We start from the raw sequence: 22106 nt of genomic DNA on the forward strand, positions 1-22106 counted from the left end.
GCGGATGGATGTGTCAGTTGAAAACGATCGTGCGCCTCCGGGCGAAGCCGCTGGTCTGCTGCGCCACCTGAACCCCGAGCAGCTCGCCGCGGTCACGCTGCCGGCGGGCAATGCGCTGATCCTCGCGGGTGCCGGGTCCGGCAAGACGCGGGTGCTGACGACGCGCATCGCCTGGCTGGTGCAGACCGGACAGGTCTCGCCGGCCGGCGTGATGGCGGTGACCTTCACCAACAAGGCCGCGAAGGAGATGCTCACGCGGCTCTCCACGCTGCTGCCGGTGAACCCGCGCGGCATGTGGATCGGCACCTTCCACGGCTTGTGCAACCGCTTCCTGCGCGCGCACTGGAAGCTGGCGGGCCTGCCGCAGGGTTTCCAGATCCTCGATGCGCAGGACAGCGTCTCTGCGGTCAAGCGCATCGTTAAGGCGATGAAGCTCGACGAGGAGCGCTACATCCCCAAGCAGTGCGCGTGGTTCATCGCCGGCGCCAAGGAAGACGGACTGCGCCCGCAGCATATCGAGGTGCGCGACGAGCTCACCCGCACGCAGCAGGCCATCTACCAGGCCTACGAAGACCAGTGCCAGCGCGAGGGCGTGGTCGACTTCGCCGAGCTGATGCTGCGCACCTACGAGCTAATGCGCGACCACGCCGAGCTGCGCCAGCACTACCAGCGGCGCTTCCGCCACATCCTGGTCGACGAATTCCAGGACACCAATCGCCTGCAGTACGCGTGGTTGAAGATGTTCGCCGGCACCGACAACAACGTGCTCGCCGTCGGCGACGACGACCAGAGCATCTACGCCTTCCGCGGCGCGCGTGTCGGCAACATGGCCGACTTCGAGCGCGAGTTCCACGTTCAGCAAGTCGTGAAGCTCGAGCGCAACTACCGCAGCTTCGGCAACATCCTCGACAGCGCCAACGCGCTGATCGCGCACAACTCGCGCCGCCTGGGCAAGAACCTGCGCACCGAGGCCGGCCCCGGAGAGCCGGTGCGCGTGTTCGAGGCCACCAGCGACTTCGCCGAGGCGCAGTGGTTCCTCGACGAGGCGCGCCAGCTGCAGCGCGACGGCTCGCCGCGCAGCGAGATCGCAGTGCTCTACCGCAGCAACGCGCAGAGCCGGGTGATCGAGAGCGCGCTGTTCAACGCCGGCGTGCCCTACCGCGTCTATGGCGGCCTGCGTTTCTTCGAGCGTGCCGAGATCAAGCACGCGCTGGCTTACCTGCGGCTGATCGAGAATCCGAACGACGACACCAGCTTCCTGCGCGTCGTCAACTTCCCCACGCGTGGCATCGGCACCCGCACGATGGAGCTGCTGCAGGACGCCGCGCGCAGCAGCGGCCGCAGCCTCTGGCAGAGCGTGGGGGCGATCGCCGGCAAGGGCGGCAGCAACCTCGGCGCCTTCACCGCGCTTGTCGACGCGATGCGCGACGCGACGCGCGGCCTCACGCTGCGCGAGATCATCGAGCACGTGGTGCAGTCTTCCGGGCTGGCCGACTTCTACCGCAACGAGAAGGAAGGCGCCGAGCGGCTGGAGAACCTGGACGAACTGGTCAACGCCGCCGAAGCCTTCGTCACGCAGGAGGGCTTCGGCAAGGACGCGGTGGCGCTGCCGGTCGACGAACAGGCCGGCCGCATCGCCGAGCGCCTGCCGGCCGCCGTGGCCCTGGTCGACACCCAGCCCGATGCCGAGACCGGCGAGATCATGAGCCCGCTCGCGGCCTTTCTCACCCACGCCGCGCTCGAGGCCGGCGACAACCAGGCGCAGGCCGGCCAGGACGCCGTGCAGCTGATGACGGTGCACGCCGCCAAGGGCCTGGAGTTCGACCAGGTCTTCATCACCGGCCTGGAGGAAGGCCTGTTCCCGCACGAGAACGCGGCGGCCGACCTCGACGGTCTGGAAGAGGAGCGCCGCCTGATGTACGTGGCCATCACGCGCGCGCGCAAGCGGCTCTACCTGAGCTTCAGCCAGACCCGCATGCTGCACGGCCAGACCCGCTACAACCTCAAGAGCCGCTTCTTCGATGAACTGCCCGAGGCTGCGCTGAAATGGCTCACGCCGAAGCTGCAGGGCTTCGGCTCGGGCTATGCCCGCGACTACCAGGCCGCGTGGCAGCGCGGCACGGGGCTCGGCTCGATGGTGGGCGCGGGACGCGTAGTGCCTGCTTCGGCGCCGGCCGCCTTCGAAGCCCAGGCGCGCAGCACGCCGAACGGGCTGCGGTCCGGGCAAGGCGTGTTCCACACCAAGTTCGGCGAGGGCGTGATCGTCACGCTCGAGGGCATCGGCGCCGATGCCCGCGCCCAGGTCAACTTCGGCCGCCATGGCATGAAGTGGCTGGCGCTGAGCGTCGCGAAGCTGACGCCGGTCGACTGAGAGCGCGGCGCGCGCGCAACACCGCTTTCCGTCCGACGCTCCGTCATGGTGCGTTGTGGTCCCTGCTGAGACAGCCGGGAACAATTTGTAAGCAAATGCTGCGCTGCTCACAAAGGTTTGTCCTTGCTTGTTCGCGGCGGGGGTGATCCGAACACTGCCGCCACCACTCGTCGTTGGCAGTCAGGGGTGGTGCGCCGGCCGGCGGCGGGCGCTTCTTCTCTCCATACCGATACCTAGACTTGAGGAGACTCACCATGCCCTTGCTCATTGCCCTGGCGATTTCGATCGGCGTTCTGGCCGTGGTCGCGACCTTTCTTTTCCTCGGCCCGCTGGCGGCCTTCGGCGTCCAGATCTGGCAGGCCTTCGTGGCCTGGGCCTGCTACTTCCACAGCGGTGGCAAGCCCGCTTCGGCGCGGACCACCATCGTCTGCATGTCCTTCGGCATCGTCGTCGGGGCACTGTCGGTCATGCTGGCCGGGCAACTGGGTTCGCTCGGATCGCTTGCCGCACCGGTGGCGGTGGGCATCGGTGCGGCGGTGATCGTGCTGGCCGCGCACATCGGTCTGCTCGCAACGATCCCGGCCTGCGTCTACGGCTTCGCCTGCGTGGCCGGGCTCATCCTGCTGAAGAGCGTGGCGCCGGTCGACGCGATCGTGCCGTCCATCGTGTCGATCGCGATCGGCGCGGGCTTCGGTTGGGCCTCCGAGGCGCTGGCCAGCATGCTGACCAAGAAGGCCGCTCCCGCGGTGGCCTGACCCGCGGCGGCTCAGAGCGCCCGGCCGTTCCTGACGGTCGGGCGCTCTCGCATGGCCGTCCTCGTGACAGACGCGACACCGATCTGTCACCGCGCTTTCATGTCCCGTGCCTAACGTCTGCGGCTTCCCGGTGTGGCCATTCCGGCCCGCCCGCCACCCAGCAGTCGCAAGGAACGCAGACATGAATCAGCGAGTCGATCTCCCTCTGCTCGGCATCGATCGAGATGACGAGAACAGCAATACCAGCGGCAACGACAACTTCATGGCCGTGCTCGACGCCCGGCTGAGCCGGCGCTCCGTGCTGCGCGGCGGCGTGGGGACCGCGGCGGCCGTGGTGCTGGGCGGGTTGAGCGTCAGTGCCTGCGGTGGCGGGGACGACGACGCGCCGCCCGCGAACCCGCCGGTCGACAAGCTGGGCTTCACCGCCGTGGCCAAGAGCACCGCCGACGCCGTGAGCGTGCCGGCCGGCTACACCGCCGCCGTGATCTACGCACTCGGCGATCCGCTGACGGCGGGCACGCCAGCCTATGCCAACGACGGCAGCGACACCGATTTCGACCAGCGCGCCGGCGACCACCACGACGGCATGGAGTACTTCGGGCTCAACGCTGCCGGCACCGCGCGCGACGCGAACGGGTCCGAGCGCGGCCTGCTGGCGATGAACCACGAGGCACTGAGCGACAACTACCTGCATGTGAACGGCAGCTCGGCGCGTCCGCGTCCGGCATCGGAATCCGACAAGGAGATCCCGGCCCACGGCGTGTCGGTGGTCGAGGTCCGCAAGACCGGTGGCAGCTGGGCCTACGTCCAGGACTCGGCCTACAACCGCCGCGTCACGCCGCTCACGCCGGTGGAGCTGTCGGGCGCGGTGCGCGGCAACGCGCTCGCGAAGACGCTGTACTCGACCGCCGGCACCGGCGCGCGCGGCACCATCAACAACTGCGGTACCGGCTACACCCCCTGGGGCACGCTGCTGACCGGCGAAGAGAACTTCGAGGGCTACTTCACCCGCTCGGCCGGCGACGACGCGGCCCGAGGCGACAAGAGTGTCACGGCGCTCAACCGCTACAAGCGCAAGCAGGGCGCGGCCAGCCGTCACGGCTGGGAAACCAGCGGTGCGGACGACAAGTACCAGCGCTGGGACATCAGCAAGATCGGCGCCTCGGCCGACGGCAGCGACGACTACCGCAACGAGCTCAACACCTTCGGCTACATCGTCGAGATCGATCCGTACGACAAGGCGGCGACCATCAAGAAGCGCACCACCCTGGGCCGCTTCGCGCACGAGAGCGCGGCCTTCGGCAAGGCGGTCGCCGGCAAGCCGCTGGCCGTCTACATGGGCGACGACTCGCGTGGCGAGTACATCTACAAGTTCGTGTCGGCCACGAACTGGGATGCCGCCGACGCAGAGCCCTCGAACCGCATCGCCGCCGGCGACAAGTACCTCGACAGCGGCAAGCTCTATGTGGCGAAGTTCAACGACGACGGCAGCGGCGACTGGATCGAGCTGAGCTTCGACAATCTCGACGTGAAGAACTACGCCGGCTACGCTTTCGCCGACGCAGGCGACGTGGCGATCCACTCGCGCCTGGCCGGCGACGCGGTCGGCGCGACCGCGATGGACCGCCCCGAGTGGTGCGCGGTGCACCCGACGACCGGCGAGATCTACTACACGCTCACCAACAACAGCGTGCGCAAGCTCGAACCGGCGGCACCGGCGGTCGGGGCGTCGCCCGACTCGATCCAGCGCGCGCTCGACGCGGCCAACCCGCGCAGCTACAAGGACTCCTACGGCGGCGCGCCGGAAGGCTCGGCCGGCAACATCAACGGCCACATCATCCGCATGAAGGAAGACGGCGGCGAGCCCGCGGCGACCGGCTTCACCTGGGATGTCTACCTGTTCGGTGCGCAGTCCGACGCCGACACGTCCAAGATCAACCTGTCCTCGCTCACCGCGGACCAGGACTTCTCCAGCCCCGACGGCCTGTGGTTCAGCCGCTCGACCGGGCTGTGCTGGATCCAGACCGACGACGGCGCCTACACCGACGTGAGCAACTGCATGATGCTGCTCGGCGTGCCGGGCACGGTAGGCGACGGCGTGAAGACCACGCTCAGCTACACCCTGGCCGACACGTCCACGCTGAGCATCGACACCTATGTCGGCAAGAAGCCGACCGCCGACACGCTCAAGCGCTTTCTTGTCGGACCGAAGGACTGCGAGCTGACCGGCTGCACCGAGACGCCCGATGGCAAGACCGTGTTCGCCAACATCCAGCACCCGGGCGAGACGATCTCCGCCGCGACCATCGGCAACCCGGCGGGCTATGTGAGCCACTGGCCCGGCAACGCCGGCTACCAGGCGACCGTGGGCAACACCACCTCACGGCCGCGCTCGGCCACGCTCGCGATCACCAAGGACGACGGAGGCCGCGTCGGGGCCTGAGGCCCTGCGCGGCGCCCGTCCGGCGGAGGCCGGGCGGGCTTTCGAGGCCGGCGCATGCGCCGGCCTTTTTCATGCCGTCTTCGCTTCGTCTTCGCTGCTGTCGGGGCCGCCGCTGAGGTCGAAGGCGTCGACGAAGCTGAAGTACAGCGAGGCGTAGAAGATGGTCGACACCAGCATCGTGAGCGGCAGCACCGCCAGCCCCATCACCTGCTGCAGCCCGAGCAGCGCGGTGACGACCTGCAGCAGCGTCACGAACAGCATCGTCAGGCCGAACCAGGCGATGCCGTAGACGGCGAAGGCGCCGCGGCTGCGCCAGCACGCCACGATGCTGGCGAACAGCGCCTTGTTGACCGGCATGCGGCCCCAGCACACCAGGGCCGGCGCATGCCAGAAGGCGAGCGACAGCAGCGCCATCAGGCCCAGTCGCAGCAGCACGCTCCACGGCAGCAGCGGGTCCTCGAGTGCGGCGGCGGCGGTGGTCTCTTCGGTGGCGATGGCTTCGATGGCCGCCGCGAAGCGGCCGCCGTCCAGCACATGCGACAGCAGCACGACGGCGATCGCCGCCGCCGCGTAGGCTGCGCCGAGCTGCAGCAGGCGGTTGCGGTTCAGCGGGTCGCGCAGCGGCAGCAGCGCCAGTCGCGGCGTGGCGATGCGGCCAGCCAGTACCTCTCGGGTGGCCAGCAGGAAGGCGACGGTGGCCACCGGCATCAGCGACAGCGCGAGCACCGGGCCGACGGCCGGCAATTGCAGCAGCACGAACACCACCAATCCGAACAGCGCGAAGAGCGCGGCGAACGCCAGCGGCTGGCGGAAGAACACGGTGAAGCCGGCGCGCACCCACAGCAGGCCCTGACGGGCGCGAACAGTCTTGAGTTTCATCGGTCGGGGGGCTCAGCGGCTCGCGGGATGCCAGGGCGTCGCGATGCGCTCGCGCAGCACGCGCTCGAAGTGGGTGGGGTCGTGCGGCACCAGCATGCTGGCCTCGCGCGGGAGGTGCACGTCCCACAGCCGCGAGATCCAGAAGCGCAGCGCCGCGGCGCGCAGCAGCGCGGGCAGCAGGCGCAGTTCGTCGCCGGTGAGTTGGCGCACCTCGGCGTAGGCCGTCACGAAGGCCGCGGCCCGGTCTTCCAGCAGCCGGCCGCTGGCGAGGTCGATGCACCAGTCGTTCAGGCAGACGGCGATGTCGAAGGCGAGCCGGTCGACGCCGGCGAAGTAGAAGTCGAAGAAGCCGGTGAGCTGGGAGCGGCCCTCGGCGTCCTCGTCGAACATCACGTTGTCGCGGAACAGATCGGCATGGATCGGTCCGCGCGGCAGGGCGGCGTCGGAGGCCGACGCGCTGACGCTGTGCTGGAACGCCAGCTCGTCCTCCAGCAGCGCGCGCTGCGGCGGTGCGAGGAAGGTCAGGATCTGCGGCACCGTCTCGTCCCACCACGCCAGCCCTCGCAGGTTGGGCTGGTGGTACGGGTAGTCTCGGCCGGCCTCGTGCATGCGGGCCAGCATGGCGCCGACCTGCTGGCAATGCGCCGCGCTGGGGGCCAGCACATGACCGCCGCGCAGGCGCTCCACGATGGCGGCCGGCTTGCCGCACAGCGCATGGAGGATCTCGCCGTGGGCATCGGACTGCGGCATCGGGACCAGGATGTCGCGTCCGGCCAGGTGCTTCATCAGGTGCAGATAGAACGGCAGCTGCTCGGCGCTCAGCCGTTCGAACAGCGTCAGCACGTATTCGCCGCGCTCGGCGGTGAGGAAATAGTTGGTGTTCTCGATCCCGGCCTTGATGGGCTTGAGCGCCTTCAGCGGGCCGAGGCCGACCTTGTGCGCGAGGGCCGCGGCTTCGTCGAAGCCGACTTCGGTGAAGACCGCCATCGCTGGCGGCCTAGGGCCTGTTAACGCTATGGGAGGGCTTGCGCCGAGGCCCGGCGGGCCACGGGGCGAGGCGCGGCCGAGGCCGTGTGCCCGTGGCACACAACGAGGCCGCAACGTCGCCCCGTGGCCTGCCCGGCCCCGGCCCGAAGGGTGATCCCAGGAAGCGGGCGCCCTCTGCGTTGCAAATGCTCGCCGTAGCCCAAGCTACGGCTGTGCCTTGCGCCTTGATGGCGCCCGCTTCCTGGGTCACGCAAGCCCTCCCATAGCGCTAACAGGCCCTAGAAGGTGAGGACGCGCCAGACGCGCCGACCGGCGCCGCCCTTCGCCGAACTGGGGCCTTCCGCGGAGTCGCGGCCGGCATCGATCGGCAGCACCTCGTACTCGGCCTTCACCGGGCCCTTGGGCTGCACCTTGATGCTCTGCACGGCACCGCGCACGCGCAGCTCCTCGACGCGCGCGTTGTCGTCCTCGATGACGCTGCGCTTGACCGCCGGCTCACCGCGGGTGGTTGGTTGGTTCTCCTGCACCACGCGGGCGGCCGGAGCCGACGCGGCGACGGCCGCCTGGGCCAGGGCGAGCCCCGGGACCGCGCCGCAGGCGCAGCACAGCAGGGCGAGAGTCAGGGGGCGCTGCAGCGGCATGACGGTGATTGTAGGACGCGGCCTGTGGCTTCCGGGGGGTCGGGTCATGCGGCCCGGGGCAGCGGCCACAATCGGCGCCATGAGCGCTCACGACGATTCCTGCCTGTTGCTGGTGGACGGTTCCAGCTACCTCTACCGCGCCTACCACGCGCTGCCTGACCTGCGCAATCCGGCCGGCGAGCCGACCGGCGCGGTGCGCGGCATGGTGGCCATGCTGAAGAAGCTGCGCGAGGAGTTCCCGTCGGCGCACGCGGCCTGCGTGTTCGACGCCAAGGGCAAGACCTTCCGCGACGACTGGTACCCGGAGTACAAGGCGAACCGCGCCTCGATGCCGGAGGATCTGGCGAGGCAGATCGCGCCGATCCACGCTGTGGTGACGCTGCTGGGCTGGCCGGTGCTCGAGATCCCCGGCATCGAGGCCGACGACGTGATCGGCACGCTGGCGCGGGCGGCCGCCGCGCGCGGCCAGCGGGTCATCGTCTCGACAGGCGACAAGGACTTGGCGCAGCTCGTCGACGCGCACGTGACGCTGATCAACACGATGAGCGGCGAGCGGCTCGACGTGGCCGGCGTGACCGAGAAGTTCGGTGTGCCGCCCGAGCGCATCGTCGACTACCTGACGCTGGTCGGCGACGCGGTCGACAACGTGCCGGGAGTCGAGAAGGTGGGGCCGAAGACCGCCGCCAAGTGGATCGCGGAGCACGGCTCGCTGGACGGCGTGATGGCCGCGGCCGACGCCATCAAGGGCGTTGCCGGCGAGAACCTGCGCAAGGCGCTGGATTGGCTGCCGCTGGGTCGCCGGCTGGTGACCGTGAAGACCGACTGTGATCTGTCGGAGGCACTGCCGGGCTGGAACGGCACGGCCGCCTGGGACACGCTGACCTGGCGCGAGACCGACCGCGCGGCCCTGTTGGCCTTCTACACGCACAACGACTTCCGCGCGTGGCGCAATGAGCTCGAGTCGGCCCGTGCCGCCGCCGCGCCGGCCCCGCAAGTGGCGGCGGCGGAGGCCGGGGAAGGGCAGAGCGCGCTGTTCGCCGACCCGGCGGGTACCGGGCCGGCCGATGGTGGCGTCGCGCCTGCGGTCGACAAGCGCTACGAGACCGTGCTGGCGCGCGAGGCCTTCGAGGCGTGGCGCGCGCGCATCGAGGCGGCCGACCTGGTGGCTCTGGACACGGAGACCGACTCGCTCGACGGCATGCGGGCACGCATCGTCGGCCTGAGCTTCAGCGTGCAGCCCTACGAGGCCTGCTACATCCCGCTCGCCCACACCTACCCGGGCGCGCCCGACCAGCTGCCGCTCGATGAGGTGCTGGCGGCGCTGAAGTCCTGGCTCGAGGACGGCTCGCGCGCCAAGCTCGGCCAGAACGTCAAGTACGACACCCATGTGTTCGCCAACCATGGCATCGCGGTGCGTGGCTATGTGCATGACACCCTGCTGCAGAGCTACGTGCTGGAGGCGCACAAGCCGCACAGCCTGGAAAGCCTCGCCAGCCGCCACCTCGACCGCAAGGGCCTGAGCTACGAGGACGTGGCCGGCAAGGGCGCGCAGCAGATCCCGTTCGCGCAGGTCGAGCTGACGCGCGCCACCGAGTATTCGGGCGAGGACAGCGACATGACGCTGGACGTGCACAGGGTCTTGTGGCCGCAGCTCGAGGCCGCGCCGCGCCTGCGCGAGGTCTACGAGCGCATCGAGATGCCGACCTCGGTGATCCTCGGCCGCATCGAGCGTCACGGCGTGCTGATCGACAGCGCGCTGCTCGCGCGCCAGAGCGCCGATCTGGCGCAGCGCATGGTGGCACTGGAGCAGGAGGCGCATGCGCTGGCCGGCCAGCCCTTCAACCTGGGCAGCCCCAAGCAGATCGGCGAGATCCTGTTCAACAAGCTGGGCATCCCGGCGAAGAAGAAGACCGCCAGCGGCGCGCCGAGCACCGACGAGGAGGTCCTGGCCGAGCTGGCCGCCGACTACCCACTGCCGGCCAAGCTGCTGGAGCACCGCTCGCTCGCCAAGCTCAAGGGCACCTACACGGACAAGCTGCCGCTGATGGTGAACGCGGCCACCGGCCGCGTGCACACCAACTACGCGCAGGCAGTCGCGGTGACCGGCCGGCTGGCCAGCAACGACCCCAACCTGCAGAACATCCCGATCCGCACGCCCGAGGGCCGGCGCGTGCGCGAGGCCTTCATCGCGCCGCCCGGCCACGTGATCCTGAGCGCCGACTACTCGCAGATCGAGCTGCGCATCATGGCCCACATCTCCGAGGATCCGGGCCTGCTGAAGGCCTTTGCCGAGGGCCTGGACGTGCACCGCGCCACCGCGAGCGAGGTGTTCAACGTGCCGGTGGCCGAGGTCAGCAGCGAGCAGCGGCGCTATGCCAAGGTCATCAACTTCGGGCTGATCTACGGCATGGGCGCCTTCGGTCTGGCGAGCAACCTCGGCATCGAGCAGAAGGCCGCCAAGGACTACATCGATCGCTACTTCGCGCGCTTCGCCGGCGTGAAGCGCTACATGGACGAGACCCGCGCGCGGGCCAAGGAGCTGGGCTACGTGGAGACCTTGTTCGGGCGCCGCATCTACCTGCCCGAGATCAACGGCGGCAACGGTCCGCGCCGCACCGGCGCCGAGCGCCAGGCGATCAACGCGCCGATGCAGGGCACCGCGGCCGACCTGATCAAGCTCGCGATGATCGCGGTGCAGGCGGCGCTCGATGCCCAGCAGCGCGCCACGTGCATGGTGATGCAGGTGCACGACGAGCTGGTGTTCGAAGTGCCCGAGGCCGAGCTCGACTGGGCCCGGACCGCCGTGCCGGAACTGATGGCCGGCGTGGCCGAGCTGAAGGTGCCGCTGCTGGCCGAGGTGGGCGTGGGCGCGAACTGGGACCTCGCCCACTGAGGGTAAGCTCGGAGCCTGAGCGCTGCTGTGGCGCCGGGAGACCTTGGGTGAACGAAATGAGGCATCGTATGGCCCGGGCCGCCCTGCTGGCCCTGTTGTTCGTCGTCACCGCCGGCGCGCCCCAGTGGCTGCGGGCGCAGGATCTGACCGGCGAGAAGCGCGTGCTGCTGCTCGGCGCGGGCGGCGAGCGTCTGGAGATCGGCCGTGTGCGCTTCGAGCCGGTGAGTGCCGACCGCTGGCGCTTCCGCTTCGTGCTCGCCGGCGAGGGGTTCACCGAGCGCTTCCTCGCGATGCGGCCGTTCCGTTGCGTGGCCGGTGCGAGCCAGCAGCTCTGCCACTTCCCCTACGGTAGCGAAGACACGGTATCGCGCGACGACCTGTTGCCGCTCGAATACACGCTGATGTTCATCGCGACCAAGCCGGGCGCCCTGCACATCAGCGGGCGCGATGGTCTGTTCTACAAGCTGGCTTTCACCGAGCGCGGTCTGCGCGGCGAACTCTATGACGTGGATCTGGACCCGATCATCACGCCGCGCGAAGGCGGCACGCTGCGGCCCATCGGCTATCGGCAGCTCGATCGGGCCGACCCGAAGTCGCACTGGCTGCCCGTGCTGTTGATCGAGTGAGGGGGTCGCCCCGCTGCTGCGTGCACCGATCGGGCGCTCAGCGCAAACCCAGCTTGAAGGCGATCATCGCGCGCAGCTTGTTCGGCGCCACCGGTTTGATCAGCAGGTGGAAGTCGTGGCGGTTCGACTCTTCCTCGTGGCCGGTCATGGTGCTGCCGGTCACCAGGATGGCCGGCAGCGGCTGGCCGAAGGCGGCACGCAGGCTCGTCAGCGCCTCGATGCCGGTGCGCCCTTCGGGCAGGCGGTAGTCGACGATCGCCAGGTCGGGGGTCGTCACGCCGGGGCTGCCGGCCCAGGCCTCGGCGGCCGAGACGGTGTCGAAGGATTCCACGCTGGCACCCCAGCCCTTGAGCAGCACGACCAGCCCCTCCCGAACCGCCGGCTCGTCCTCGACGATGACGATGTGGCGATGCTCCAGCGTCAGTCCCAGCGCGGGCTTGCCGGTGCCCGGCTCGGAGAGCTGGCTGCGCTGGACCTTGCCGGGCGGCACCGTCAGCGTGAACACCGAGCCCCGGCCGGGCACCGACGCCAGGTGCAGCGGTGCCCCCATCAGGCGGGCCAGGCGCTGCACGATCGACAGCCCCAGGCCCAGCCCCTTGGGCTGGTGCAACCCGAGGGGTGCGTTCGCCTGCACCTGATAGAACTCGTCGAACACCCGCTGCTGTTCGGTCGGGGCGATGCCCACGCCGGTGTCCCACACCTGCAGCAGCACCTCATCGCCGCGCCGGCGGGCGCTGACCAGCACGCCGCCGTCGACGGTGTAGCGGATGGCGTTGGACAGCAGATTGCGCACGATGCGATCGACCAGCACCGGGTCGCCGTAGACCACGTGGTGCGCGCCGCGGAAGCGCAGGCTCAGGCCTTTCTCGAAGGCGGTCGGCTCGTACTGCAGCTTCAGGCGCTGGAACAGTTCGCGCAGCGCGAAGTGGCGCGGCTGCGGCTCGACGCCGCCGGTGTCGATCTTGGTGATGTCGAGCAGCTCGCCGAACAGACCCTCCAGAGCGTCGACCGAGCTGTTGATGCTGTTGACGAGGTGGGTCACCTCCTCGTCGCCGCGGCTCTTGGAGCGCAGCGCCTCGGCGAACAGGCCCATCGCGTGCAGTGGCTGGCGCAGGTCGTGGCTCGCTGCTGCGAAGAACTGGGTCTTGGCGCGATTGGCGGTTTCCGCTGCGCGCTTGGCCTCGTCGGCGGCGGCCTTCTCGGTCTGCAACTGCACGGCCAGCATCTCGGTGCGTACCTTGAGCTCGATGGCGCGGTCGAAGGTGCGGCGGTAGGCCCGACCCAGGATCGTCGTCATGAGGAACACGAGGCTCAGCACGCCGGCCAGCAGCAGGTTGTCGGTGCTGCCCAGCGTTGCGATGCGCAAGATGGTCGGCACGAAGCACAGCGAGATGAAGGCAAAGAACGCGCGGTGCTGCGAAGCCATCAGCGTGATCGAGCCGACGCAGAAGCTGTAGATGATCAGCAGCAGGGTGGTCTGGTGGAAGGCCCGCCCGTGCTCGTAGAACATCCAGGCCGCCAGGCCCCAGCAGGCGCCCGAGGCCATGGCGCCGGCGTTCCACAGGCGCTGCCAGCGCGCGGCCTGTGACGACGCTGCGGCCCAGCCGGCATGCGCGTAGCGCCGCAGCGTGACGAGGCGCAGTACCCACACCAGCCCGAACAGCACGCACCAGGCGATCAGCTCGCGGGACGGCGCAACGGGCCAGTAGATCATCGTCAGCACCATCGCGCCGAGCAGATTGCCCGACAGCGACACGCCCGTCTGGCTGTAGAGCGTGCGCACCACGTCGGGCAGCAGGTCGGCGCGGCTGACCGTCTTCCGCTCGGGCGGCATGGGCAGGGGAGGCAGCGGGGGCAGGGCGTTCATGGGTCGTGTTTCAGGTGTGCGGCCGGGCCCTCCGCCGCAGGGCGCCGGATCAGCGGTTGCCGAGGCGCCAGGTGGAGGTGAGTCCGCCCGCCTGCTGGGTCATCTGGCTCACCGCCAGCACGGCCTGGGTGCGGGAGTTGACGCCGAGTGCCCGCAGTACCGCGGCGACATGGTCCTTGATGGTCTCCACCGACAGGTTCAGGTCGCGCGCGATCAGTTTGTTGGGCTTGCCCTGCAGCAGCAGCGCCAGCACGTCGGTCTGGCGCGGCGTCAGCCCCAGCGCGGCCAGCGTGGGGGTGGTCTGGTAGTCGCTCTTTGCGGCCTGCGAGCCGATGACCTTCATGTAGCCCGGCACGGTGTCGGGCTCGGCGACCGGCGCGGCACTGCCGCCGCCCCCGTCGACGCCCATCGTCATCGGCGGCACGTAGATGCCGCCGGACATCACCAGCCGCAGGGCCTCGAACAGCGTGTCGTTGCTGGCGCGCTTGGGCACGAAGCCCATGGCGCCCATGTCGATCGAGCGGATCACGTCGCTGGTGCGGTCGCTGGCCGACACCACGACCACCGGCAGGGCCGGGTAGGCGTTGCGCAGTTCGGCGAGCAGGTCGAAGCCGTTGGCGTCGCCGAGTTGCAGGTCGAGCAGCACCAGGTCGAAATCGGCATCGGACTTGAGGGTGGCGCGGGCTGCAGCGGCGCTGCCGGCACCGACCACGGTGACGTCGTCGCCGAGACCCTGGATCACGGCCTTCAGGGCCGACAGGATGAGCGGGTGGTCATCGACCAGCAGGACCTTCATCGCTTGCCTCCGTGCGTTGGATAGAGCCCGCAGGATGGTAGCGGAGGGGCGATGCCGGACACGCCCTCTTTCGGGTGAGACCGGCGACGCCTGCTGCGAGCCTTCGCGGGTCGGTGCTAGGTGAAGCAGCGGATCAGCGACTCGGCGATGCACACCGGCTTGGCTGCGCCGTCGCGTTCGATCACGGCCTCGATGCCGAGCTGGGCTCCGCCGTCGATCGCGTCCCAGCGCTTCAGCGTGAAGCGCGCGCGCAGGCGGCTGCCCACCGGCACCGGTGCGGTGAAGCGCACGCGGTCGAGCCCGTAGTTGACGGCCATGCGCACGTCGGCGATCGCGTAGGCGCTTTCGAAGAACACCGGCAGCAGGCTCAGCGTCAGGAAGCCGTGCGCGATCGGTGCACCGAACGGCCCCAGGGCGGCGCGCTGCGGATCGACGTGGATCCACTGCCGGTCTTCGGTGGCGTCGGCAAAGCGGTCGATGCGGGCCTGGTCGATGATCAGCCAGTCGCTGTCGCCCAGCGGTTCGCCGACAAGGGCCCGCAGATCGACAAGGTGTTCGTAGCGACGCATGCGCTCAGCGGCCCTCGGCCCAGCGCGTGAGCGGCGTCCATTGCTCCAGGTCCTTCTCGACGCGGCTCGGCGCCACGTCCCACAGGGTCAGCCCGCGGGCCGCGAGATGGATGTAGTTCTGTGTGTCGCGCAGGTGGCCGAGCAGCGGCACGCCCAGCGTGCCGAGGAAGCTGTCGAGCTGGCCGGCCGAGATGCTGCCGTCCCGCACGCGGTTGGCGATCACCGCCACGTCGACCCGCTCGCTCTTGCGGCGCGCCAGCAACTGGGTGATGAAGTCGCGTGTCGCGTAGATGTCGAAGATGCTCGGCTGCAGCGGCACCAGCACGCGATCGGCGATCCGCATCACCTCGTCGAGCTTCTTGCCGTGCAGGCCGGCGGGCGTGTCCAGCACGACGTGGCTGGTGCCCTTTGGCGGCTTGACCAGGTGGTCAGGCTGGAGCTCCCAGCCGGTGATCTCCGGCAGCGCGGCGGACCGCAGGCCCAGCCAGGTGCGCGCCGACTGTTGGCGATCGACGTCGCCCAGCATCACCGCGTGACCCTGCCGGGCCAGGTAGCCGGCAAGGTTGGTGGACAGCGTGGACTTGCCCACGCCGCCTTTGGGATTGGCCACCACGATCACGGGCATTGCTTGCTCCTGTGCAAAGGTCGGGTCGCTGGGAGAGTGCGCGGGCTATGTTAGCGGCAGCCTCGCGCTCCCGCCTGCGTGCCCGGAACGATGGGACGGGAGACAGTGCCTCGGAGGGCTCTTGTCCGTGGCGGTGTAGGAGATCGGCTACGCCGGTGCGCGGGACTGTCTTCTAACGACCCGGCGGCGGCTCGGCGACGATGAGGTCACATCGCTCGAAAGCACGCCATGAGCCAAGCTGCACAGATCCTCGGCAAGGTCGAATACCGCGAAGGCGACGGTCCGATGATCGTCATCCGGCCCGGTCCGATCGAGGTCGAGACGACCGAGATGGACGCCATGCTGAGCTGGACCGACGAGGACACGCACGGCGCAGCCACGATGCCGATCGCGGACTTCCAACGCTATGTGGCGGCCGGCGCCATCCGACTGCAGGGCTGAGGGCGCGGGCGCTGCGCCTCAGATTTCCAGGTTGTCGATCAGCCGGGTCTTGCCCAGACGGGCGGCGGCCAGCACCACCAGCGGCTCGGCCGTCGGGTCGGCCGGGGCCTGCAGGTCGCTGCTGCGGCGCAGCGCCACATAGTCCGGAGCCCAGCCGCGCGACCGCAGGGTTCCCATCGCCTGCGCCTCGAGCGCCGCGGCGTCGATGCGGGCCCCACTCTTCACGGCAGCCAGCACCGCGGCCTGCACGGTGTGCAGCGTGGCCGCCAGTTGCGGCGCCTCGGCGCGCTCAGGCTCGCTCAGATAGGCGTTGCGTGAGCTGAGTGCCAGCCCGTCGTCGGCGCGTGCGGTGTCCACCGCAACGATCTCGATCGGCAGTGCGAACTGGCGCACCATGCCGCGCAGCACCATCAGCTGTTGGTAGTCCTTCTTGCCGAACACCGCCACGCGCGGCTGCACGCACTGGAACAGCTTCATCACCACGGTGCAGACGCCGGTGAAGAAGCCTGGCCGGAAGGCGCCCTCCAGCACATCGGCCAGTTCGCCAGGCGGCTGCACCTTGTAGGTCTGCGGTTCCGGGTAGAGCTCGGACTCGGTCGGCGCGAACACCAGGTTGCAGCCCACGCCCTTGAGCAGGTCGCAGTCGCGCTCCAGCGTGCGTGGGTAGCGGTCGAAGTCCTCGTGCGGGGCGAACTGCAGCCGGTTGACGAAGATGCTGGCCACCACCGGGCCGCCGTGGTCGCGCGCCTGCTTCACCAGCGCCAGGTGGCCCTCGTGCAGGCTGCCCATCGTCGGCACCAGCGCGGCCGGCCGCGTGGCGGCCAGGGCCTGGCGCAACTCGTTGATGGTGTGGACGACGCGCATGCTGTCGGTATCAGTAGGCGTGCAGGGTCTCGTCGGGGAAGCTGCCGTCCTTGACCGCGGCGACGTAGCGACGCACCGCGTCCTCGATCGACGTGGCGCTGTCCATGAAGTTGCGCACGAAGCGTGGCAGCCTGCCGCGCGTCACGCCCAGCATGTCGTGCAGCACCAGCACCTGGCCGGCGGTGCCGGCCCCGGCACCGATGCCGATGGTCATCAGCCCCGGGTTGTCGGCCTGCACCTCGCGGGCCACCCTGGAGGGCATCAGCTCCAGCACCATCATCGCCGCGCCGGCGTCGGCCAGCGCCTTGGCGTGGCGGCGCAGCGTGGCGGCGCCGGCCTCGTCCTTGCCCTGGATGCGGTAGCCGCCGAGCGCATGCACGCTCTGCGGCGTGAGGCCGAGGTGGGCGCACACCGGCACGCCGCGCTCGACCAGGAAGTTCACGGTCTCCGGCGTCCAGCCGCCGCCCTCGAGCTTGACCATCTGCGCACCGGCCGCCATCAATGTGCCGGCATTGCGCAGCGCCTGCACCGGGTTTTCCTGGTAGCTGCCGAAGGGCATGTCGGCGATCAGGAAGGCCGCCTTCGTGCCGCGCGAGGTGCTGCGCGTGTGGTACCCGATCTGCTCCATCGTGACCGACAGCGTGCTCGACTGGCCCTTCAGCACCATCCCCAGCGAATCGCCGACCAGGATGCAGTCGACGCCGGCCGTGTCCACCAGCGCGGCGAAGCTGGCGTCGTAGGCCGTGATCATGGCGATCTTCTCGCCGCGCGCGTGCATCTCGCGCAGCGTGTGCAGCGTGACGGGCTTGCGGGCACTCGGGGTGTCGGCGGGCGAGGAGTGGCTGCTCATGGTCGGGCTGCTGTCTTTCGACGCTGGGGCGGCGGATTCTGCCAGCATGCCGCCGGCCCGGCGCCCGGGGAACTCAGGACGGCTGGTAGGCGAGCCGGACGTACAAGGGCGCGAAGGCTTCGGCCTGCGTCAGCTCGATCAGGTGTTCGCGCGCCAGCTCCAGCATCGCGATGAAGGTCACCACCATCACCTGCGGGCCGCGCTGGGTCTCGAACAGGTCCTCGAATTCGACGAAACGGCGGCCCTGCAGCCGCCGCAGCACGAGGCTCATGTGCTCGCGCACCGACAGCTCCTCGCGCGTGATCTTGTGGTGCTGCACGAGCCGGGCGCGCTTGAGGATGTCGAGCCACGCGTCGCGCAGCTCTTCGACGTTCACGTCGGGGAAGCGTGGCGTCAGCGATTGCTCGATGTGCACCTGGGCACGCAGGAAGTCGCGTCCGAGCTGCGGCAGCTGATCCAGCCGGGCGGCTGCGGCCTTGATCTGCTCGTACTCCAGCAGGCGGCGCACCAGCTCGGCACGCGGATCCTCGGCCTCCTTGCCTTCCTCGCTGCGCTTCGGGGGCAGCAGCATGCGCGACTTGATCTCGATCAGCATCGCCGCCATCAGCAGGTACTCGGCGGCGAGCTCGAGGTTGCGGTCACGGATCTGGTCCACGTAGGCCAGGTACTGCCGCGTCACATCCGCCATCGGGATGTCGAGGATGTTGAAGTTCTGCTTGCGGATCAGGTAGAGCAGCAGATCCAGCGGACCCTCGAAGGTCTCGAGGAAGACCTCCAGTGCGTCGGGTGGGATGTACAGGTCGGTCGGCAGCGCGAACAGCGGCTCGCCGTACAGGCGGGCCAGGGCGATCTGGTCCACCACGTCGGTCGGGGCCGCCCCTTCGGCGACCACGCTGTCGTTGCTGCCGATCACGGTCGCGCGCACGCGCAGCTCGCGCTCAACCCTTGGTCTGGTAGACGTAGGGCTGCTGGGGCACCCGTGCGTCGCGCTGCTCGGCGGCAGCCTGGCGGTCCTGCGGGCGATCCCACAGCAGGGCGCGGCCCTGGCGCTGCTTCTCCTCGAGTTGCGGATCGCGCTGCTTCAGCGTGGCGATGAAGTCGGTCACGTCGGAGCGATAGGGTTTCCAGAACAGCGGCATGGCAGGGCTTCAGAGTTCAACCGGCATTTTACCGGGCGCGTCAGGCCGGCCCGGGGGGCGGGCTGTCACGCGGCGGTCACTGTCACATGGCCGTGCCATATTCGCGCGATGACCGAGATCGAACTCAAGCTGCAGGTGCCGGCCGTGGCGCTGGCCGCCGTGGAGCGCGCGGTGGCCACACCGGCCGCGGTGCGCACGCGGCTGCAGGCGGTCTATTTCGACACCCCGGACCGCCGCCTGGCGGCGGCCGGCATCGCGCTGCGTCTGCGCAAGGAAGGCCGGCACTGGGTGCAGACGCTGAAGGCCGGGCCGGCACACGGCATGGCGCGTGGCGAGCACAACGTGCCGCTGGTCGTGCCCGCCGGCCAGGTGCCGCAGGAGGCCGACCCGGCCCGCCATGCCGGCACGCCGCCGCATGCGGCGCTGAGCGCCGCGCTCGCGCCGCGCGACGGTGAGGCGCAGGCCCCGGCGCTCGTGGCGCAGTACCGCACCGACATCCGCCGCCTGCACCGGCCGCTGCGCAGCCGCGACGGCACGGTGGAGCTGGCGCTCGACCGCGGCGAGATCGTGGCCCGCGGTGCCGACGGCGTCGAGCGCCGCTGGCCGGTGTGCGAGCTGGAGGTGGAACTGCTGCGCGGCGCGCCGCAGGCGGTGGTGGAGGTGGCGCGCCGCTTGGCGCTGCGCCACGGCCTGTGGCTGGACGTGCGCACCAAGGCCGAACGCGGCGATCGCCTGGCGCGCGGTCTGTCGCCGGGCGAGCCGGTGCCGGCCGTCAAGGCCGAGCCGCTGCGGTTGCGCAAGGACATGCCGGCCCGCGACGCCTGGGATGCCGTGCTGCGCAACGTGCTCGCGCAGGCCACGCCCAACTGGAGTGAAATCGCCGCTGGCAGCAGCGCGGCCGAGCCGGTGCACCAGCTCAGGGTGGCGCTGCGGCGGCTGCGCTCGGCGCAGCGCTGTTTCGAGGGCTGGCCAGGCGTGCCGCCGGTGCCCGCCTGGGCCGATGCGGGGGCGGCGCTGTTCCGCGAGCTCGGCCGTGCGCGCGACGCCGAGGTGCTGCGTGGCGGGCTGCAGCGAGAAGTCGACGCCGCGCTGGTCGCCCTTGGCGAAGCGCCGCTGGCACTGCCGGCCGCCGCCGACCCGCCGCGCTGGACCGATGCCGAGCGCACCCGCCACGGCGCGGTGTGGTTCGATCTGCTGGCCGAGCTGGCGCGGCCGGCGGCCCCGGTCACTCCGGCAGCCGACGAAGCAGTCTCTCCCGCGCTGCCGGCGTTGGCGTCGCAGCGCCTGCAGGCCTGGCACGCGCAGGCGCTGCGCGACGCGAAGCGCTTCGACACCCTGAGCGACGAGGCGCGTCACCGCCTGCGCAAGCGTCTGAAGCGGCTGCGCTACACCATCGAGTTCACCGCCGGCCTGTTCCAGCGCCGCGCCGTCGAACGCTACCTCGATGCCCTCCGCGAGGCGCAGGAACACCTGGGCGAGTTCAACGACGTGTGCGTGGCGCTGGCGGCCTACCGGCCGCTGGTGCCGCAGCAGCCGCAGACCTGGTTCGCTCTCGGCTGGCTCGCAGCGCGGCGCGAGGCGACGCTGGCCGCCTGCAGCCGGTCGCTGAAGCGCCTGCGCAAGGCGCGGCCGTTCTGGCCCGACTGAGCGAGGTTCACGTGGCCGTCGGCGCGACCGACCGCGCCAGCGCCTCGGCGAGCGTGGGCGCGATGCGCTCCTCGCCGATCAGCGCCGTGAAGCCGCTGCGCTGCAGCAGCGAGCGCGGCTGCTCGTTCAGCTCGCACAGCCGCAGTCCCACGCCCTGGCGCTGCAGCGTGCGGTAGAGCTGGGTGAGGGCGTCGACACCGCTGGCGTCGATCGAGATCAGACGCTGCGCCTCGAGCACCAGCACGCGCGTGCCGGCCGGCAGGCGCGCCGGCACCGCCTCGAGCTTGGCCACCGCGCCGAAGAACAGTGCGCCGTAGAGCCGCTCGACCACCACGCCCGACGGCGTCTCGGCCGGGGCCGCCAGCGGTTCGATGCGGAACAGCGTGCTCATGCGGTAGATGAAGAACGCGCAGGCCATCACCAGGCCCACCTGCACCGCCACCGACAGGTCGAAGATCACCGTCAGCAGGAAGGTGCCGACCAGGATGATGCGGTAGGGCAGGCTGAAGTGCCGCAGCCGTGCGAACTCGTGCCATTCGCCCATGTTCCAGGCCACGAACAGCAGGATGCCGGCCAGCGCCGCCAGCGGCACGTGCTCGGCCAGCGGCGCCGCCACCAGCACCACCACGAGCAGCGTGACCGCATGCACGATGCCGGCGACCGGACTGGTCGCGCCGGCCCGCACATTGGTGACCGTGCGCGCGATCGTGCCGGTGGTCGGGATGCCGCCGAAGAACGGCGTCACCACGTTGGCGATGCCCTGCGCCATCAGCTCCTGGTTCGGGTCGTGCTTCGGCACGGTGCCCACGTTGTCGGCCACGCGCGCGCACAGCAGCGACTCCACCGCGCCCAGCATCGCTATCGTCAGCGTCGGGATGAACAGCTCCTTCGCGCTGCGCCAGCTGAGCTCGGGCCACACGAAGGCCGGCAGCGCCTGCGGGATGCCGCCGAAGCGCGAGCCGATGGTCTCGACCGGCAGGTGCAGCAGTGCGGTGGCCGTGGTCGCCAGCACCAGCACCACCATCGGCGCGGGCATGCGCGAGGCGCTGCGCAGCGTGGTGTGCTCGACCACGGTGTGGTGCTTCTGCAGCCGCGGCCACGCGAACAGCAGCGCCAGCGACAGCAGGCCGATCGCGAAGGCCATCGGGTTGAAGCTGTCGGCGTGCTCGAGCAGCACGCCGATCTGCGTGAAGAAGTCGGCCGGCAGCTTGGGCGTGACCAGGCCGAACAGGTCCTTGAGCTGCGACAGCGCCACCAGCACCGCGATGCCGTTGGTGAAGCCGATCACGATGGTGATCGGCACGTAGCGCACCAGGCCGCCGAGCCGGAACAGCCCGAGCGCGAACAGCATCGCGCCCGCCAGCACCGTGGCGATCAGCAGGTTGGCCAGGCCGTAGCGCTCGACGATGCCGTAGACGATGACGATGAAGGCGCCTGCCGGCCCGGCGATCTGCACACTGGAGCCACCGAGCGCCGACACCAGGAAGCCGCCGATGATCGCGGTGAAGATACCCTGCTCGGGCTTGACGCCGCTGGCGATCGCGAAGGCCATCGCCAGCGGCAGTGCGATCACGCCGACCGTCAGGCCGGCGCCGGCGTCGGCTGCGAAGCGGCCGCGGTCGTAGGTCTTCAGCGCATCGAGCAGGCGCGGGCGGAAGCGGTGCAGTTGCATGGAGCAGGTCCTCGGGCGTCAGGGGCGGGCGGCAGCGCGGC

General features: G+C 70.1%; 19 protein-coding genes. 7 read left to right on the plus strand and 12 right to left on the minus strand.

The genetic code is table 11. The annotated features are described in order from the left end of the window. The first annotated feature begins 4 nt into the window (after positions 1 to 4). From MPE_RS05730 to MPE_RS05740, 3 genes are all read left to right on the plus strand, one after another. Positions 5 to 2371, plus strand: coding sequence for a UvrD-helicase domain-containing protein (locus MPE_RS05730; protein ID WP_011828740.1), 2367 nt, complete (start codon positions 5 to 7; stop codon positions 2369 to 2371). A 254-nt stretch (positions 2372 to 2625) separates the two neighbouring features. Next, positions 2626 to 3126: a DUF1097 domain-containing protein gene (locus MPE_RS05735; RefSeq protein ID WP_011828741.1), complete on the plus strand. Its 501-nt coding sequence runs from the start codon at positions 2626 to 2628 to the stop codon at positions 3124 to 3126. Between the two features lie 181 nt (positions 3127 to 3307). Further along, positions 3308 to 5569 carry a PhoX family protein gene (locus MPE_RS05740; RefSeq protein ID WP_011828742.1) on the plus strand — a complete coding sequence of 754 codons (2262 nt, stop codon included), beginning with the start codon at positions 3308 to 3310 and terminating at the stop codon, positions 5567 to 5569. A 69-nt stretch (positions 5570 to 5638) separates the two neighbouring features. Here the strand turns inward: MPE_RS05740 and MPE_RS05745 are convergent, their stop codons facing one another. The 3 genes from MPE_RS05745 to MPE_RS05755 all read right to left on the minus strand — a co-directional run bounded on the left by MPE_RS05745 (position 5639) and on the right by MPE_RS05755 (position 8076). Continuing rightward, complete coding sequence (locus tag MPE_RS05745; protein WP_011828743.1) at positions 5639 to 6448, minus strand: BPSS1780 family membrane protein; 810 nt, start codon at positions 6446 to 6448, stop codon at positions 5639 to 5641. 12 nt (positions 6449 to 6460) lie between these two features. Then, positions 6461 to 7435: a homoserine kinase gene (locus MPE_RS05750; protein WP_011828744.1), complete on the minus strand. Its 975-nt coding sequence runs from the start codon at positions 7433 to 7435 to the stop codon at positions 6461 to 6463. Between the two features lie 278 nt (positions 7436 to 7713). Next, entirely contained in the window at positions 7714 to 8076 is a 363-nt protein-coding gene (locus tag MPE_RS05755) for a hypothetical protein (RefSeq protein WP_049820774.1), read from the minus strand. 79 nt (positions 8077 to 8155) lie between these two features. On the opposite strand from MPE_RS05755, the gene polA reads away from it, so the two are divergent. Beyond that, positions 8156 to 10969, plus strand: coding sequence for a DNA polymerase I (gene polA / locus MPE_RS05760; protein ID WP_011828746.1), 2814 nt, complete (start codon positions 8156 to 8158; stop codon positions 10967 to 10969). A 68-nt stretch (positions 10970 to 11037) separates the two neighbouring features. After that, positions 11038 to 11595: a hypothetical protein gene (locus MPE_RS05765; protein ID WP_011828747.1), complete on the plus strand. Its 558-nt coding sequence runs from the start codon at positions 11038 to 11040 to the stop codon at positions 11593 to 11595. Between the two features lie 37 nt (positions 11596 to 11632). Here the strand turns inward: MPE_RS05765 and MPE_RS05770 are convergent, their stop codons facing one another. The 4 genes from MPE_RS05770 to MPE_RS05785 all read right to left on the minus strand — a co-directional run bounded on the left by MPE_RS05770 (position 11633) and on the right by MPE_RS05785 (position 15452). Then, complete coding sequence (locus tag MPE_RS05770; protein ID WP_011828748.1) at positions 11633 to 13462, minus strand: ATP-binding response regulator; 1830 nt, start codon at positions 13460 to 13462, stop codon at positions 11633 to 11635. Between the two features lie 49 nt (positions 13463 to 13511). Next, positions 13512 to 14258: a response regulator gene (locus MPE_RS05775; protein ID WP_011828749.1), complete on the minus strand. Its 747-nt coding sequence runs from the start codon at positions 14256 to 14258 to the stop codon at positions 13512 to 13514. A gap of 116 nt (positions 14259 to 14374) precedes the next feature. Continuing rightward, positions 14375 to 14827 carry a MaoC family dehydratase gene (locus MPE_RS05780; RefSeq protein WP_011828750.1) on the minus strand — a complete coding sequence of 151 codons (453 nt, stop codon included), beginning with the start codon at positions 14825 to 14827 and terminating at the stop codon, positions 14375 to 14377. A 4-nt stretch (positions 14828 to 14831) separates the two neighbouring features. Further along, positions 14832 to 15452 carry a nucleotide-binding protein gene (locus MPE_RS05785; RefSeq protein WP_011828751.1) on the minus strand — a complete coding sequence of 207 codons (621 nt, stop codon included), beginning with the start codon at positions 15450 to 15452 and terminating at the stop codon, positions 14832 to 14834. Positions 15453 to 15680: 228 nt separating this feature from the next. Here MPE_RS05785 and MPE_RS05790 point away from each other — a divergent pair, with 228 nt between their 5' ends. Beyond that, positions 15681 to 15893, plus strand: coding sequence for a hypothetical protein (locus tag MPE_RS05790; RefSeq protein WP_011828752.1), 213 nt, complete (start codon positions 15681 to 15683; stop codon positions 15891 to 15893). 18 nt (positions 15894 to 15911) lie between these two features. On the opposite strand, the gene panC is transcribed toward MPE_RS05790, so the two are convergent. From panC to MPE_RS05810, 4 genes are all read right to left on the minus strand, one after another. Further along, on the minus strand, positions 15912 to 16757 hold the full coding sequence (gene panC, locus MPE_RS05795; RefSeq protein ID WP_011828753.1) for a pantoate--beta-alanine ligase: 846 nt from the start codon (positions 16755 to 16757) through the stop codon (positions 15912 to 15914). Between the two features lie 10 nt (positions 16758 to 16767). After that, positions 16768 to 17607 (minus strand): 3-methyl-2-oxobutanoate hydroxymethyltransferase, encoded by an 840-nt coding sequence (gene panB / locus MPE_RS05800; protein ID WP_148210897.1) that lies wholly within the window; start codon positions 17605 to 17607, stop codon positions 16768 to 16770. A gap of 73 nt (positions 17608 to 17680) precedes the next feature. Beyond that, positions 17681 to 18532, minus strand: coding sequence for a segregation and condensation protein A (locus MPE_RS05805; protein ID WP_011828755.1), 852 nt, complete (start codon positions 18530 to 18532; stop codon positions 17681 to 17683). 13 nt (positions 18533 to 18545) lie between these two features. Further along, a complete protein-coding gene (locus MPE_RS05810) occupies positions 18546 to 18746 on the minus strand; it encodes a DUF3460 family protein (protein ID WP_011828756.1) in 201 nt (66 codons plus the stop codon). A gap of 108 nt (positions 18747 to 18854) precedes the next feature. Here MPE_RS05810 and MPE_RS05815 point away from each other — a divergent pair, with 108 nt between their 5' ends. Beyond that, on the plus strand, positions 18855 to 20393 hold the full coding sequence (locus tag MPE_RS05815) for a CYTH and CHAD domain-containing protein (protein WP_011828757.1): 1539 nt from the start codon (positions 18855 to 18857) through the stop codon (positions 20391 to 20393). 7 nt (positions 20394 to 20400) lie between these two features. Here MPE_RS05815 and MPE_RS05820 read toward each other — a convergent pair whose 3' ends face one another. After that, the gene (locus MPE_RS05820) at positions 20401 to 22065 is read right to left on the minus strand and encodes a SulP family inorganic anion transporter (RefSeq protein ID WP_011828758.1); all 1665 of its coding nucleotides are present in this window, start codon (positions 22063 to 22065) and stop codon (positions 20401 to 20403) included. Positions 22066 to 22106 lie beyond the last annotated feature (41 nt).

The sequence above is a fragment of the Methylibium petroleiphilum PM1 genome, from assembly GCF_000015725.1.
Classification (GTDB): Bacteria; Pseudomonadota; Gammaproteobacteria; order Burkholderiales; family Burkholderiaceae_C; genus Methylibium; species Methylibium petroleiphilum.